The sequence below is a fragment of the Pseudomonas sp. GW101-3H06 genome (genome assembly GCF_059424605.1).
This window is the reverse complement of the sequence record NZ_JBWKZO010000001.1, coordinates 1,043,205-1,058,779: the sequence shown is the minus strand read 5'-3', so window position 1 is coordinate 1,058,779 and position 15,575 is coordinate 1,043,205. Positions and strand designations below refer to the sequence as shown.

Genomic DNA, 15,575 nt, shown 5'->3' with positions numbered 1-15,575 from the left:
CATTCGTTCAGCGCAGGTTCAGCGGCGAACGGGACGCTTCTGCAGTTTGCGCTGCAGTGTGCGGCGATGCATGCCCAAGGCGCGGGCGGTGGCGGAGATATTGCCTTCGTGTTCGGTCAACACACGCTGAATGTGTTCCCACTGCAAGCGGTCCACGGACATCGGGTTTTCCGGCACCAGGCTATCGAGGTCAGCGTGCTCGGACAGCAGCGCGGCCAATACGTCGTCAGCGTCGGCCGGCTTGCACAGGTAGTTGCAGGCGCCGCGCTTGATCGCTTCGACGGCGGTGGCGATGCTCGAATAGCCGGTCAGGATCACCACGCGCATTTCCGGATCCATTTCCAGCAGTTTGGGCAGCAGCACCAGGCCGGAATCGCCGTCCATTTTCAGGTCCAGCGCGGCGTAGTCCGGCAGATCGTTCTGGGCGATGGTCAGCCCTTCTTCGGCGGAGCCGGCGGTGCTGACGCGAAAGCCGCGGCGAGCCATGGCGCGTGCCATCACCCGGGTAAAGGTCGCGTCGTCGTCGACCAGCAGCAAATGCGGCAGCTCTTCGCCTTCAACCTGGATTTCGTCACTCATGTTGGTCTCCTCGGGCGCCAAGGGGCAGGCGCAGCTCGGTGAGCGTGCCGCCTTCTTCATGACTATAGAGTTTCACTGAGCCGCCGGCGCGTGTCACGCTGGCCTTGCTCAAAAACAGGCCCAGGCCGAAACCTTTGCCCTTGGTGGTAAAAAACGGTTTGCCGATCTGTTCGGCGATGGCCAGCGGTACTCCGGCACCGTGGTCGCGGATACTGATAGTCAAGTCCTCGGTATTCCAGTCCAGGGTCACTTGCAACCCTTCGGGACAGGCATCCGCCGCGTTATTCAGCAAATTCAGCAGCGCCTGGGTCAGGTCCGGCGGCGGTGCCATGCGCGGCACCGTGCCTTGACCAAGGCGCTGGAAACGATAACTGGCTTCCGGGCGCATCAGGTGCCAGCGGTTGAGCGCTTCATCGAGCCAATCGGTGACGTCCTGCATCTCCACCGCCAAACGACGATTGGCCTCCGCCGCCCGAACAAGCTGCTGCAACGTTTCCTTGCACAGTTTGACTTGATCCTGCAGTACGCTCAGGTCGTCCTGCAACAGGGGATCGTGGTGATCCTGGCGCATTTCCTTGAGCAGCACGCTCATCGTTGCCAGCGGTGTACCCAGCTCATGGGCGGCGCCTGCGGCCTGGGTGGCCACGGCCAGCAATTGTTGATCGCGCAGCCCCTCTTCGCGGCGGATCGCCCGCAACTCCTCCTGACGGCGCAACTCTTCAGCCATGCGTGCGGCGAAGAAGGTGATGACCGCAGCGGCGAGGGCGAAACTCAGCCACATCCCGTACACCTGCAGGTTTTCCCGGGCGATCGGGAAGGTTTGCAACGGATAGAACCGCGCCAGTAGCAGGGTATACATCGTCAGCGCGATGCCCGACAGAATCACCGAATAACGCCACGGCAAGGTCACCGCGGCGATGGTCAACGGCACCAGATAGTAAGAGACGAAGGGATTGGTCGAACCGCCTGAGAAATACAGCAAGGCGCTGTGGATAAACAGGTCGCAAGCCAATTGCACGGCATATTCAAGCTCGGTGACCGGCCACGAGGTGCGCAGGCGAATGGCCGTGAAGGCACACAGCAGCATCGAGCAACCAAGGGTCGCGGCCAGCTGGAACCAGGGCAGCGGCAGCAGTTCGAGCCAATAGGCCAAGCCCACGGAACCGGCTTGGGCAGCCAGCACCAAGGTGCGGATGAAGGTCAGCCGCCAGAGGTTCTGGCGAGTGGCGGAAGTGATTTGAACGGGGGCGAGCATGAGCTCTCCTGATGAGCGCTCCAGGCGGATCGCAGGGAGTATAACCAAGCGTGGGGGTTGGCAGGCAAACGTGCGGCAAACGGCCACATGGCAGGCAAGTTTGTTGTGTCCATGAGGCCGCTTTCGCGAGCGGGCTCGCTCCCTCAGGTGAATGCATTCCAAAGTGGGCGCGAGCCTGCTCGCGAATGGTCGCGAAGCGGCCCCTGCCATACATCTGTATAGAAGTTGTAACTGTGCGAACCGGATCATTAAAGCTAGAGTCTGATGGTTTCACGCAGGTCCGGACCATGCCCTGCGCACCACCTTAGGAGCTTTCATGCACACATTCCGCCGCAGCGCCGCCCTCCTCGCCCTGAGCGTTGGCACCCTTGCCAGCCTCCCGGCCGTGGCTGCCGACGAACTTCATTACAATCAGATTTCCCTGCGCGCCGAAGTCAGCCAGGAAGTGGCTCGCGACCTGATGATCGTGACCCTCTACACCGAAGCACAAAACACCGACTCGGCCAAACTCGCCGCCGAGGTCAGCACCACCATGAACAAGGCGCTGGCCCAGGCCAAGCAGGTCAAGGACATCACCCTGCGCCAGGGCAGCCGCAACAGCTACCCGATCTACGATGCCAAGGGCCAGAAAATCACCGGCTGGCGTGAACGCTCCGAGCTGCGCCTGGAGAGTACGGATTTCGCCGCACTGTCGAAGCTGACCGGCGAACTGCTCACCGACCTGAAGATGGGCGGCATGGACTTCGCGATCGCCACGCCGACCCGCAAGGCCAGTGAAGACACCCTGCTCAAGGAAGCCGTCACCGCCTTCAAGGCTCGCGCCCAACTTGCCACCGATGCCCTGGGTGGCAAGGGCTACAAGATCGTCAACATGAACCTCAACAGCAGCGGCTTCCCGCAGCCATACATGCGTGCACCGATGATGATGAAGGCCGCCAGCATGGACGGCGCACCGGTAACTCCGGAAGTTGAAGCCGGCACCAGCCAGGTCACCATGACGGCCGATGGCGCGATTGAAGTGCTGATGCCTTGAGTCGATAACCCTGAAAAAATACGGCGATCACCAAAGTGATCGCCGTTGTTTTTTGCGCTTCATTCCAGCAGGCGAAGTTGCACCTGGTGGCACCCACGGCCACTGATCCAATCCAGTGCAACAATAACCACTCCCATTCAGCCCCACAGGACTGGGTATAAATAGGTAACACCTGCGCCCAACCACTGGGCAACCCAACCCTTGCGCGCACCATAAACGTGCGCCAGATGCACTGCAAAAATGCCGCGCAAACGGTCAAATGCGTCAAAATTTATACCAATGCGACATTAAGGTACGTTCGTGCCACCGTTTAAGGCTTGTAGCCGCTCTGGATCTTGCATTGGGTATGGCCCCTGCATAAGTATCCGCAGGCACGACTCACGAGGTCGTCCTCAAAATTAAAAAATGACAACAAATCATGAGGCCACCATGCTTAAACACGCGGTCATTCCGTTTTTAGTCGGCGCCAGCCTTTTGGCTGCCGCACCGTTCGCCCAAGCTGCGACTAACCTGGTGTTCTGCTCCGAAGGGAGCCCGGCCGGTTTCGATCCAGGTCAATACACCACCGGAACCGACTTCGACGCCTCTGCCGAAACCATGTTCAACCGCCTGACTCAATTCGAGCGCGGCGGTACCGCCGTTATTCCTGGCCTGGCGACCAGCTGGGACGTCTCCGCTGACGGCCTGACCTACACCTTCCACCTGCGTGAAGGCGTCAAGTTCCACACCACTCCGTACTTCAAGCCAACGCGTAACTTCAACGCCGACGACGTGCTGTTCACCTTTAATCGCATGATTAACAAGGATGACCCGTTCCGTAAGGCGTACCCGACCGAATTCCCGTACTTCACCGACATGGGGATGGATACCAACATCACCAAGATCGATAAAGTCGACGACAAAACCGTCAAGTTCACCCTCAAAGATGTTGATGCCGCGTTCATCCAGAACATGGCCATGAGCTTCGCCTCGATCCAGTCCGCCGAGTACGCTGCCCAGCTGCTCAAGGAAGGCAAGGCCGCCGATATCAACCAGAAGCCGGTCGGCACTGGCCCGTTCGTGTTCAAGAGCTACCAGAAGGACTCCAACATCCGCTACACCGGGAACAAGGACTACTGGAAGCCTGAAGACGTCAAGATCGACAACCTGATCTTCGCCATCACCACCGACCCGTCGGTTCGCATCCAGAAGCTGAAGAAGAACGAGTGCCAGGTCACCCTGTTCCCTCGTCCGGCTGACCTGAAAGCGCTGCGCGAAGACAAGACCCTGAAGCTGCCTGACCAGGCTGGCTTCAACTTGGGTTACATCGCCTACAACGTGATGCCACAGGTCAAAGGTCAAACTGTTCCGAACCCGTTGTCCCAACTGAAAGTGCGTCAGGCACTGGACATGGCCGTCAACAAGCAACAGATCATCGATTCCGTGTATCAGGGCGCCGGCCAACTGGCCGTCAACGCCATGCCTCCGACCCAGTGGTCCTACGACACCACGATCAAGGATGCGCCGTACAACCCTGAGAAAGCCAAAGAGCTGCTCAAGGAAGCTGGCGTGAAAGAAGGCACCGAAATCGTTCTCTGGGCGATGCCGGTACAGCGTCCATACAACCCGAACGCCAAGCTGATGGCAGAAATGCTGCAGTCCGACTGGGCGAAGATCGGCCTGAAGGTCAAGATCCAGAGCTACGAGTGGGGCGAGTACATCAAGCGCTCCAAAGGCGGCGAAAACCAGGGGATGCTGATTGGCTGGAGCGGCGACAATGGTGATCCGGACAACTGGCTGAACGTGCTGTTCGGTTGCGATTCGCTGGAAGGCAACAACTTCTCCAAGTGGTGCGATCCGAAGTTTGACGGCATCGTCAAGGAAGCCAAGCGCACCACCGATCAGGCCAAGCGCACCGAACTGTACAAGCAGGCGCAACACGTCCTCAAAGATGCTGTGCCAATGACACCTATCGCTCACTCGACGGTGTTCCAACCCATGCGCGCCAATGTGCAGGACTTCAAGATCAGCCCGTTTGGCTTGAACTCCTTCTACGGCGTCAGCGTCAGCAAGTAAGGTTTGGCAACGGCGACGTTTTTGACGTCGCCGTTGCTTTATCGACTGAGAAAGCAGGAAATCGCCTACATCCAGATCGTCTGCTGACTACAGCAGAGTGCTAGGACGCGTCGTCTTTTCCCACGAGTCTTTCGGACTTTACGCATTTACTGCCGGACCCACGGTTCATACCGTCGGGATCCGACCAGCTCACGCGTGGGTCATCGGTTTTTTGCTGTCCGTCATGGCTTGAAACCAGTGAAGCCTCCACGCCTGCGCACGGGCGAAGGTTCACTGCCAAAACTTCGAATAAGAGGGAGCGTCATGCGCCATACCTTGATTTTATCCGCATTGCTGGGCACCGGCTTGTTAGCCGCCACTTCCATGAGCCAGGCCGCCAACAACAGCCTGGTGTTTTGCTCCGAAGGCAGTCCTGCCGGTTTCGATACCGCGCAGTACACGACCGCGACCGACAACGATGCCGCCGAGCCGCTGTACAACCGACTGGCAGAGTTTGAAAAAGGCGCGACCAATGTCGTTCCAGGCCTGGCCACGAACTGGGATATTTCCGAGGACGGCCTCAAGTACACCTTTCACCTGCGCCCTGGAGTGAAGTTTCATACCACCAAGTACTTCACACCGACCCGCGATTTCAACGCCGATGACGTGCTGTTCACGTTCAATCGCATGCTCGATCCGCAGCAACCTTTCCGTAAGGCTTACCCGACCGAATTCCCGTATTTCAACGGTATGAGCCTGAACAAGAACATCGCCAAGGTCGAAAAGACCGGGCCACTGACCGTGGTCATGACGCTCAACAGCGTGGATGCCGCGTTCATCCAGAACATCGCCATGAGTTTCGCCTCCATTCTCTCCGCCGAGTACGCCGACAAGCTGCTGGCCGAGGGCAAGCCGAGCGATATCAACCAGAAGCCGATCGGCACCGGGCCGTTCGTATTCAAGAGCTACCAGAAAGATTCCAACATCCGTTACACCGGCAACAAACATTACTGGGACCCGAGCCGCGTGAAGCTCGACAACCTGATTTTTGCCATCAACACCGACGCCTCGGTGCGTGTGCAGAAACTCAAGGCTGACGAGTGCCAGATTACCCTGCACCCCCGCCCTGCCGACGTGACCGCGCTGAAGAACGACCCGGCATTGCAACTGATCGAAAAGCCCGGCTTCAACCTCGGCTACATCGCCTACAACGTGCGCCACAAGCCTTTCGACCAGCTCGAAGTGCGTCAGGCGCTGGACATGGCGGTGAACAAGCAAGGCATTCTCAACGCCGTGTACCAGGGTGCCGGTCAACTGGCGGTCAACGCCATGCCGCCGACCCAATGGTCCTACGATGACACGATCAAGGACGCGGCCTATAACCCGGAAAAAGCCAAGGAACTGCTCAAGGCCGCCGGCGTGAAGGATGGCACCGAAATCACCCTGTGGGCCATGCCGGTGCAGCGCCCGTACAACCCCAACGCCAAGTTGATGGCCGAAATGCTCCAGGCTGACTGGGCGAAAATCGGCCTCAAGGTCAAGATCGTCAGCTACGAATGGGGCGAGTACATCAAGCGCACCAAGAACGGCGAACACGACATCAGCCTGATTGGCTGGACCGGTGACAACGGTGACCCGGACAACTGGCTCGGCACACTCTACAGCTGCGATGCCATTGGCGGTAACAACTACTCCATGTGGTGCGATCCGGCTTACGACAAGCTGATCAAGCAGGCCAAGGTCGTGACCGATCGCGACCAGCGCACCGTGCTCTACAAACAGGCGCAGCAGTACCTCAAGCAGCAGGTACCGATCACGCCGGTCGCCCACTCGACGGTCAACCAGCCGTTGAGCGCCAAAATCGAAGGGTTCAAGGTCAGCCCCTTCGGTCGCAACGTGTTCTCGGGTGTCAGCATCGAAAAATAACACCGTGTAGCTAAAACGTTGGGGGCGCATTGCGCCCCCACGCAAGCGTATTGCCGAAATTCGCCAATTCAGCGCCAGGCAAACGTTTGCAAGACGTGATTGAGTTCCAAAGCAAATAGCCGGATCACCCAAAAAAGACCGGCATTAATAATAGAAACCAAGGAGCTTCACCCATGAAACTGAGCAGCACCGCAATACTGGCGTTGGCCATCAGCAGCGTAACCGCCACGGCTTACGCTGAAACCCAAAGCCAGGCGTTCACCCCGGTTACCGTGAATGAAAAGAGCGCCCAGAGCGAAGCCACCGGCTTCCTTGAAGGCCAGTCGATCAGCGGCACTACCCGTAACTGGTACGCCAACGAGCAACTGAAACGTGGCGGTAATTTCGCCTACAAGAAAGACGGTGTATCGACCCCGACTGACCGTCGTATCAACTGGGTGCAGGGTACGATCGTCAAGTACAACTCGGGCTTCACCGAAGGCTCTGTCGGTTTCAGCACTGAAGTAGCGGCCTACAACGCCATCGCACTGGACCAGGACCGCAAGGATCTGGCGTCGAACAACGGCGGCGCACCGGGTACCCGTCCAGGCGCGGGTAACAACCGTACCCTGACCGAAGAAGGCGGCGACGCGGTCGGCCAGTGGAGCAAACTGGGCTTGGCCAACGTCAAGGCCCGTATTTCCAACACCACCCTGACCGCCGGTCGTCAGAACTTCAGCAGCCCAATGGTCGACGTGATCGGTAACCGTGCGCTGCCTTCGAGCTTCCAGGGTGTGGCGATCCACAGCGAAGAGCTGAATAACCTGCAATTCGACCTGGCCACTTTCGACCGCAACTCACCGCGTACCGAACAAAGCCAGCGTAAATTCCGCACTGAATACGCCAACGGCATCGTTGAATCCGATCACGTCTACACCGGTGGCATCACCTACACTCCATTCGCCAGCCTGACCACCAGCTTGTGGGCGACCCAAGCCGAAGACATCTGGAACCAGTACTACTTCGGCGCCACTCACGTGCTGGGCGACAGCCAGGTGCTGAGCCTGACCACCGGCTTGAACTACTACAAAACCCAGGAAGAAGGTAAGGCGCTGATCGGCGACATCGACAACGATACCTACTCCCTGTCGTTCGGCCTGACTCACCAGGCCCACAGCCTGACCTTCTCGTACCAGGAAGTGAACGGTAACGAGTACTTCGACTACCTGCACGAAACCAACGGCATCTACCTGGCCAACTCCCTGCTGTCGGACTTCAACGGACCGAACGAGAAATCCTTCCAGGTTGCCTACGGTCTGAACATGGCCGAATACGGCGTGCCGGGCCTGAAGTTCAACATCTACCAGGCGCGTGGCTGGGGTATCGACGGTACTCACTACACCGGCAACAAAGGCGTGGCTGACAAAGGCTACGACGGCATCCAGTCGCAAGACGGCGAACACCATTACGAATACGGCATTGGTGCCTCCTACGCTGTACAGAGCGGCCCGTTCAAGGCCACCACTGTTCGCGCGACCTACACCGCTCACCGCGCCAGTGAAAACCAGGCTGACGGCAGCATCAACGAGTTCCGTCTCGTGACCACTGTTCCGTTCAACATTCTGTAAATACACCGGCCGCACGGCTGATTCTGTAACGAATCGGCCGAGCGGCTTTTGTCCATTCAACCGATTGCAGAGGGTCCTTGATGAAAATGCTTCCCCTACGTGCGGCTATCGCAGCCGCGTTGTTGAGTGTCGCGGTTGGCGTATCGGCCAAACCCCTGGTGGTCTGCACCGAAGCCAGTCCGGAAGGCTTCGACATGGTCCAGTACACGACTGCAGTCACCGCCGATGCGGTGGCCGAAACCATCTTCAATCGACTGGCGGACTTCAAGCCCGGTACCACGGATGTGATTCCGGCCCTGGCCGAATCCTGGGACATCAGCGGAGACGGTCTGACCTACACGTTCCACCTGCGCAAAGGCGTCAAGTTCCACACCACCGAATACTTCAAGCCGACCCGCGACATGAATGCCGACGATGTGGTCTGGAGTTTCCAGCGCCAGCTGGACCCGAACCACCCATGGCACAAACTGTCGAGCGTGGGCTTCCCGTACTTTGAAAGCATGGGCTTCAAGGAATTGCTCAAAAGCGTCGAAAAAGTCGACGACAACACGGTCAAATTCACTCTGACCCGCCGCGAAGCGCCGTTCCTGGCCGACATTGCCATGGCCTTCTCCTCGATCTACTCCGCCGAGTACGCCGACCAGCTGCTCAAGGCCAACAAGACCGGCGACCTGAACAGCAAGCCGGTCGGTACCGGTCCGTTCATCTTCCAGCGCTACAACAAAGATGCCCAGGTTCGCTTCAAGGCCAACCCGGACTACTTCCGTGGCAAGGCACCGGCCGACTCGTTGATCCTGGCCATCGCCACCGACAACAACGTGCGCCTGCAGAAGCTGAAAGCCAACGAATGCCAGATCGCGCTGTATCCGAAACCGGATGACATTCCGAGCATCAAGAAAGACTCGAACCTGAAGGTCGACGAGCTGAACGCGATGACCGTCTCGTACATCGCCATGAACACCCAGCACAAGTACATGAGCGACGTGCGGGTGCGCAAAGCCATCGACATTGCCTTCGACAAGGAAGCCTACGTCAACGCGCTGTTCGGCAAGGGCAACGCAACCGTGGGCGTCAACCCGTTCCCGGACACCCTGCTGGGCTACAACCACCAGCTGAAGAACCCGGCCCGCGACCTGGACAAGGCCCGCGCCCTGCTCAAGGAAGCCGGCGTACCGGAAGGCACCACCTTCACCCTGTTCACCCGCAACGGTGGCGGCCCGACCAACCCCAATCCGATGCTCGGCGCGCAGATGATGCAGGCCGACCTGGCCAAGGTCGGCATCAAGATCGACATCCGCGTGATGGAATGGGGCGAAATGCTCAAGCGCGCGAAAAACGGCGAGCACGATATGGTTTCCGCCGGATGGGCGGGCGATAACGGCGACCCGGATAACTTCCTGACGCCTATGCTCAGTTGCGAAGCGGCCAGGAACGGCGAAAACTATGCACGCTGGTGCAATGACAAGTTCCAGGCCCTGATCGACCAGGCCCGTGAAAAAACCGACCCGGCCGAACGTGCAGCACTGTACGAACAGGCTCAGGTTATCTTTAACCAGGACCAGCCATGGATCAGCATGGCGCACACTAGAATGTTCACCGCAATGCGCAACAACGTAGAGGGCTACCAAATCAGCCCGCTCACCACAAATAACTTCGCCACCACCCAGGTGAAGTAGATAAGAAACTCCCGGCATTCCTGACCCCAGGCATGCCGGGCACGCCTAACCGGCTGATGAGGTACACCACACGATGTTTAGTTTTATTGCCCGCCGACTGGGGTTATTGATCCCCACGTTCTTCGGCATCACCTTGCTGACTTTCGCGTTGATTCGCATGATCCCCGGCGACCCCGTGGAAGTGATGATGGGCGAACGTCGGGTCGACCCCGAGATGCATGCTCAGGCAATGGAACGCCTAGGTCTGAACAAACCCCTGTATGCCCAGTACCTGGATTACATCGGGAAACTGGCCCACGGCGATCTGGGGGAATCCCTTCGTACCCGTGAAAGCGTCTGGAGCGAGTTCACCTCCCTATTCCCCGCGACCCTGGAATTGTCCATGGCCGCCCTGTTGTTCGCCGGTATCCTGGGCCTGCTGGCCGGGGTGATCGCGGCACTCAAGCGAGGATCCCTGTTCGACCATGGGGTAATGGGTGTCTCCCTGGCGGGCTACTCGATGCCGATCTTCTGGTGGGGCCTGATCCTGATCATGTTCTTCTCGGTGTCCCTGGGCTGGACCCCGGTGTCCGGGCGGATCGACCTGCTGTATGACATCGAGCCGCGCACCGGCTTCATGCTCATCGATACGCTGCTGGCCGATGATGTCGGCGCGTTCCTCGACGCCCTGCACCACCTGATCCTGCCGGCCATCGTGCTCGGCACCATCCCGCTGGCGGTGATCGCACGGATGACCCGTTCGTCAATGCTCGAAGTGCTGCGTGAGGATTACATCCGTACCGCCAAGGCCAAAGGCCTGTCGCCATCGCGCGTGGTGTTCGTGCACGGTTTGCGTAACGCGCTGATTCCGGTGCTGACCGTGGTCGGCTTGCAAGTCGGCACCCTGTTGGCCGGTGCGGTCCTGACCGAGACCATCTTCTCCTGGCCGGGCATCGGCAAATGGCTGATCGAAGCCATTGGCGCCCGTGACTATCCAGTCGTACAAAACGGCATCCTGTTAATCGCCTGCCTGGTGATTCTGGTCAACTTCGTAGTGGACATCCTCTACGGCTTTGCCAACCCACGCATCCGTCATCAGCGCTGAGGTCAATACCCATGAGCACTCCAACTTCCTCAGTAGCCGCCGCCACCTCCGTCGTGGATCAAAGCCTGCTGTACCCATCGCCGTACAAAGAATTCTGGCACGCCTTCTCCCGGAACAAGGGCGCCGTTGCCGGCCTGATGTTCATGCTGCTGGTGATTTTCTGCGCGATCTTCGCGCCGTGGGTCGCCCCGCATGACCCGAGCGAGCAATACCGCGACTTCCTGCTGACCCCGCCAGCCTGGCTCGAAGGTGGGCAGATACAGTTCCTGCTGGGTACCGATGAACTGGGTCGCGACCTGCTGTCGCGTCTGATCCAGGGTTCGCGCCTGTCGCTGCTGATCGGCTTGTCGTCGGTGGTGATGTCGCTGATCCCCGGCATCCTGCTGGGCCTGTTCGCCGGGTTCTTCCCGAAAATGATCGGCCCGACCATCATGCGCCTGATGGACATCATGCTGGCCCTGCCGTCCCTGCTGCTGGCCGTGGCGATTGTCGCCATCCTCGGCCCAGGCCTGATCAACACCGTAATCGCCATCGCCGTGGTGTCCCTGCCGTCCTACGTTCGTCTGACCCGCGCCGCGGTGATGGGCGAACTGAACCGCGACTACGTGACCGCCGCGCGCCTGGCCGGTGCCGGCCTGCCACGCCTGATGTTCGTGACCGTGTTGCCCAACTGCATGGCACCGCTGATCGTTCAGGCCACCCTGAGCTTCTCCTCGGCGATTCTCGATGCTGCCGCCCTGGGCTTCCTCGGCCTTGGCGTACAACCGCCAACCCCTGAGTGGGGCACCATGCTGGCCTCGGCCCGCGACTACATCGAACGCGCCTGGTGGGTCGTCAGTCTGCCTGGTTTGACCATTTTGCTCAGCGTGCTGGCAATCAACTTGATGGGCGACGGCCTGCGCGATGCGCTGGACCCGAAACTCAAGAACGCCGCCTGAGGAGATTCCCATGTCACTGCTAGAAATCAAGAATCTCAACGTTCGCTTCGGCGACAAGAACGCCACACCGGTCGTCGACGGCCTCGATCTGAAGGTGGACAAAGGCGAAGTACTGGCCATCGTTGGCGAGTCCGGCTCCGGCAAGTCCGTGACCATGATGGCGTTGATGGGCCTGATCGAGCACCCGGGGATCGTCACCGCCGACGCCCTGAGCTTCGACGGCCAGAACATGCTCAAGCTCAATAACCGCCAGCGTCGGCAGATCGTCGGCAAAGACCTGGCCATGGTCTTCCAGGACCCGATGACCGCGTTGAACCCCAGCTACACCGTCGGGTTCCAGATCGAAGAAGTGCTGCGCCTGCACCTGAAAATGTCCGGCAAGGCCGCGCGCAAACGCGCCATCGAACTGCTGGAAAAAGTTGAAATCCCGGGGGCGGCCAGCCGCATGGACGCCTACCCGCATCAACTGTCCGGTGGTATGAGCCAGCGTGTCGCGATCGCCATGGCGATCGCCGGCGAGCCGAAACTGCTGATCGCCGACGAACCGACCACCGCCCTGGACGTAACGATTCAGGCACAGATCATGGACCTGCTTCTGGCGTTGCAGAAAGAGCAGAACATGGGCCTGGTGCTGATCACCCACGACCTCGCGGTCGTGGCCGAAACCGCCCAGCGCGTGTGCGTGATGTACGCCGGTCAAGCCGTCGAAGTCGGCCAGGTGCCGCAACTGTTCGACATCCCGGCGCACCCGTACAGCGAAGCGCTGCTCAAGGCGATTCCGGAGCACAGCCTGGGCGCCTCGCGCCTGTCGACCCTGCCGGGTATCGTCCCTGGTCGTTACGACCGGCCGCAGGGTTGCCTGCTGTCACCGCGCTGCCCATACGTGCAGGACAACTGCCGCGCGCAACGTCCGGCCCTTGACCCGAAAAGCAACAGCCTCGCCCGCTGCTTCTACCCGCTGAACCAGGAGGTGGCGTAATGGCCGTCGTACTTACTGCCCGCGACCTGACCCGTCACTACGAAGTGTCCCGTGGCATGTTCAAGGGACACGCGACTGTGCGCGCCCTCAACGGCGTGTCCTTCGAGCTGGAAGCCGGCAAGACCCTCGCCGTTGTGGGTGAGTCGGGTTGCGGCAAATCCACCCTGGCCCGTGCCCTGACCCTGATCGAAGAGCCGTCCTCGGGTTCCCTGAAAATCGCCGGCCAGGAAGTGGCCGGCGCCGACAAGGCCCAGCGCAAGCAACTGCGCAAAGACGTGCAGATGGTGTTCCAGAGCCCCTACGCGTCGCTGAACCCACGGCAGAAAATCGGTGATCAACTGGCCGAGCCGCTGCTGATCAACACCAACCTGTCCGCCACCGAACGCCGGGAGAAAGTCCAGGCGATGATGAAGCAGGTGGGTTTGCGTCCCGAGCACTACCAGCGTTATCCGCACATGTTCTCCGGCGGTCAGCGCCAGCGGATCGCCCTGGCCCGCGCCATGATGCTGCAACCGAAAGTGCTGGTGGCGGACGAACCGACCTCCGCGCTGGACGTGTCGATCCAGGCCCAGGTGCTGAACCTGTTCATGGACCTGCAGCAGGAGTTCAACACTGCCTACGTATTCATCTCCCACAACCTGGCGGTGGTGCGTCACGTCGCCGACCACGTGATGGTGATGTACCTCGGTCGACCGGTGGAAATGGGCCCGAAAGAAGACATCTACACCCGTCCTCTGCACCCTTACACCCAGGCCTTGTTGTCGGCCACTCCGACCATCCACCCGGATCCGGACAAGCCGAAAATCAAGATCGTCGGCGAACTGCCCAACCCGCTGAACCCGCCGCCAGGCTGCGCCTTCCACAAGCGCTGCCCGTACGCCACCGAGCGTTGCAGCACTGAAGAGCCGGCCTTGCGCCTGCTCGACAGCCGCCAGGTGGCTTGCCATTACGCCGAGCAGTTCGTGCACGGCGCGGTATAAAAAACGGGCTGAAAATGTGGGAGCGAGCGTGCTCGCGAAAGCGGTCTGTCAACAATGTTGTGACTGACATGGCGCCTTCGCGAGCAGGCTCGCTCCCACAGGGATTTTGCCTTCTCCCAACCCCTTCTACTTCGATTGCGTATCAATCGAAAGAGAAGGGGTTTTATTTTGTCTGCACGTTACGTCTGGCTATCGCCCTCTTCCTCATCAGAGTCCGGCTCATCAGTGGTCGAGTCATCATCACCCGCACTACCACCCTGCCCCTTGTCGCCCGGCTCCGATTCGGACGCGGCGATCATCAACTCACCATGACCCGCCTGACCGCTTGACGCCTGCGTCTCATGGTCCTTGCACTCGGCCCAGACTGTCGTACTGCCGAGGGCCAGCATCACCACCACCTTCAACATCAACAACACACGCAGCAACCTGTTCATAGCCGAATCCTTCCTGTCTCGAAGTGCCTGTCTGGCGCTGAATCTAATCTAGTTCCGATCAGCCCGGTTCTCCAGATAGGACGCTAATGAACCGATGGAAATGCCGTCGATGTAGAGATTGGTTTTGAATAACTGTTATGCCGAAAAAATCAAAAGATCGCAGCCTTCGGCAGCTCCTACTGCCCTTGAAGGAGCTGCCGAAGGCTGCGATCTTTTGACCTTTGGAAAGGACAACATAATGGAACTGTTACAGATACTCCTGGATCTCGAGCGAAGCCTCCTTTCTCAGGCTTTCCGCCAGAATCTCGAAGAAATCTCTCGCCTGATTGCCGACGACTTCATCGAATTTGGCGCGAGCGGTAACGCTTGGACCAAAGCGGACCTGATCGATCAATTACCCGATGAAGCCTTCATCCAACGCACCATCAGCGAGTTCGCAGTCAAACCGCTGTCTGAACACATCGCGCTGGCGACCTATCAATGTCATACCGAAACCAGCAGAAGCTTGCGCAGCTCAATTTGGCGCAAGCAGAACGAACAATGGCAGATGCTCTTCCATCAGGGCACGCCAATTCCGTAGGAGCGCGCTCGCCATGGATGCAACGCACTTGAGGGATTCATACGACCCGGTCTACTAACCTGCGCACAGCTGCCACCCTCATGAAGAAACGCGATTCGGGGTTGGCGCCCACTCTTCAAGGACCTGAATCATGGCCCCCCCCCGCCAACCCAGCAGTCTTTTTCTCATCTCCCCCAACGCCGACAACCACACCCTGCTCGAATACGCCTGCGTCTCCCTGGCCTCCGCCAGCGCCATGGCCAGCGACTTCGCCCGGAATCTGAAAGGCCCCGAGGGCCACCTGCTGCTGGGCATTCAGCAATCCATCATGCTTGGAGAAATGGCAGTCAATCGAGCACTGGACAACCTCGATCCCCCGTAACACTGCCCCTCGTGCGAGCGAGCTTCCTTGCAATGAAAAATATCGCGAGCAGGCGCCCACAGGTGTAAGTGAATGCCAGTAAAAAGCCCCGGAACTTTCGGACCGGGGC

At 59.4% G+C, this 15,575-nt stretch carries 14 protein-coding genes; 11 read left to right on the top strand and 3 right to left on the bottom strand.

Annotation, left to right across the window (positions count from 1 at the left end; genetic code table 11):
• Positions 1 to 18: 18 nt before the first annotated feature.
• Together AC07ZE_RS04765 and AC07ZE_RS04760 are read right to left on the bottom strand one after the other, a co-directional pair.
• Positions 19 to 579, bottom strand: coding sequence for a response regulator transcription factor (locus AC07ZE_RS04765; RefSeq protein ID WP_095193936.1), 561 nt, complete (start codon positions 577 to 579; stop codon positions 19 to 21).
• Positions 572 to 1,834 (bottom strand): ATP-binding protein, encoded by a 1,263-nt coding sequence (locus AC07ZE_RS04760; protein ID WP_207261780.1) that lies wholly within the window; start codon positions 1,832 to 1,834, stop codon positions 572 to 574. The genes AC07ZE_RS04765 and AC07ZE_RS04760 overlap by 8 nt, the downstream gene beginning before the upstream one ends.
• 316 nt (positions 1,835 to 2,150) lie before the next feature.
• Here AC07ZE_RS04760 and AC07ZE_RS04755 point away from each other — a divergent pair, with 316 nt between their 5' ends.
• From AC07ZE_RS04755 to AC07ZE_RS04715, 9 genes are all read left to right on the top strand, one after another.
• Positions 2,151 to 2,867 carry an SIMPL domain-containing protein gene (locus AC07ZE_RS04755; protein WP_095193938.1) on the top strand — a complete coding sequence of 239 codons (717 nt, stop codon included), beginning with the start codon at positions 2,151 to 2,153 and terminating at the stop codon, positions 2,865 to 2,867.
• A 429-nt stretch (positions 2,868 to 3,296) separates the two neighbouring features.
• Positions 3,297 to 4,922, top strand: coding sequence for an ABC transporter substrate-binding protein (locus AC07ZE_RS04750; protein ID WP_207261779.1), 1,626 nt, complete (start codon positions 3,297 to 3,299; stop codon positions 4,920 to 4,922).
• Between the two features lie 303 nt (positions 4,923 to 5,225).
• Positions 5,226 to 6,827 carry an ABC transporter substrate-binding protein gene (locus tag AC07ZE_RS04745; protein ID WP_207261778.1) on the top strand — a complete coding sequence of 534 codons (1,602 nt, stop codon included), beginning with the start codon at positions 5,226 to 5,228 and terminating at the stop codon, positions 6,825 to 6,827.
• 173 nt (positions 6,828 to 7,000) lie between these two features.
• Positions 7,001 to 8,434: an OprD family porin gene (locus AC07ZE_RS04740; RefSeq protein WP_207261777.1), complete on the top strand. Its 1,434-nt coding sequence runs from the start codon at positions 7,001 to 7,003 to the stop codon at positions 8,432 to 8,434.
• Positions 8,435 to 8,514: 80 nt separating this feature from the next.
• Positions 8,515 to 10,110 carry an ABC transporter substrate-binding protein gene (locus tag AC07ZE_RS04735; RefSeq protein ID WP_207261776.1) on the top strand — a complete coding sequence of 532 codons (1,596 nt, stop codon included), beginning with the start codon at positions 8,515 to 8,517 and terminating at the stop codon, positions 10,108 to 10,110.
• Between the two features lie 73 nt (positions 10,111 to 10,183).
• The gene (locus AC07ZE_RS04730) at positions 10,184 to 11,194 is read left to right on the top strand and encodes an ABC transporter permease subunit (protein WP_095193943.1); all 1,011 of its coding nucleotides are present in this window, start codon (positions 10,184 to 10,186) and stop codon (positions 11,192 to 11,194) included.
• 11 nt (positions 11,195 to 11,205) lie between these two features.
• On the top strand, positions 11,206 to 12,132 hold the full coding sequence (locus AC07ZE_RS04725; RefSeq protein ID WP_095193944.1) for an ABC transporter permease subunit: 927 nt from the start codon (positions 11,206 to 11,208) through the stop codon (positions 12,130 to 12,132).
• Between the two features lie 10 nt (positions 12,133 to 12,142).
• Positions 12,143 to 13,111, top strand: a complete 969-nt coding sequence (locus tag AC07ZE_RS04720) for an ABC transporter ATP-binding protein (RefSeq protein ID WP_207261773.1) — start codon at positions 12,143 to 12,145, stop codon at positions 13,109 to 13,111.
• Positions 13,111 to 14,091, top strand: coding sequence for a peptide ABC transporter ATP-binding protein (locus tag AC07ZE_RS04715; RefSeq protein WP_207261764.1), 981 nt, complete (start codon positions 13,111 to 13,113; stop codon positions 14,089 to 14,091). The genes AC07ZE_RS04720 and AC07ZE_RS04715 overlap by 1 nt, the downstream gene beginning before the upstream one ends.
• Positions 14,092 to 14,270: 179 nt before the next feature.
• Here the strand turns inward: AC07ZE_RS04715 and AC07ZE_RS04710 are convergent, their stop codons facing one another.
• Positions 14,271 to 14,525: a hypothetical protein gene (locus tag AC07ZE_RS04710; protein WP_207261762.1), complete on the bottom strand. Its 255-nt coding sequence runs from the start codon at positions 14,523 to 14,525 to the stop codon at positions 14,271 to 14,273.
• A 238-nt stretch (positions 14,526 to 14,763) separates the two neighbouring features.
• Here AC07ZE_RS04710 and AC07ZE_RS04705 point away from each other — a divergent pair, with 238 nt between their 5' ends.
• Together AC07ZE_RS04705 and AC07ZE_RS04700 are read left to right on the top strand one after the other, a co-directional pair.
• Entirely contained in the window at positions 14,764 to 15,105 is a 342-nt protein-coding gene (locus AC07ZE_RS04705; protein WP_207261760.1) for a nuclear transport factor 2 family protein, read from the top strand.
• Positions 15,106 to 15,235: 130 nt separating this feature from the next.
• The gene (locus tag AC07ZE_RS04700) at positions 15,236 to 15,466 is read left to right on the top strand and encodes a DUF6124 family protein (protein ID WP_207261758.1); all 231 of its coding nucleotides are present in this window, start codon (positions 15,236 to 15,238) and stop codon (positions 15,464 to 15,466) included.
• Positions 15,467 to 15,575 lie beyond the last annotated feature (109 nt).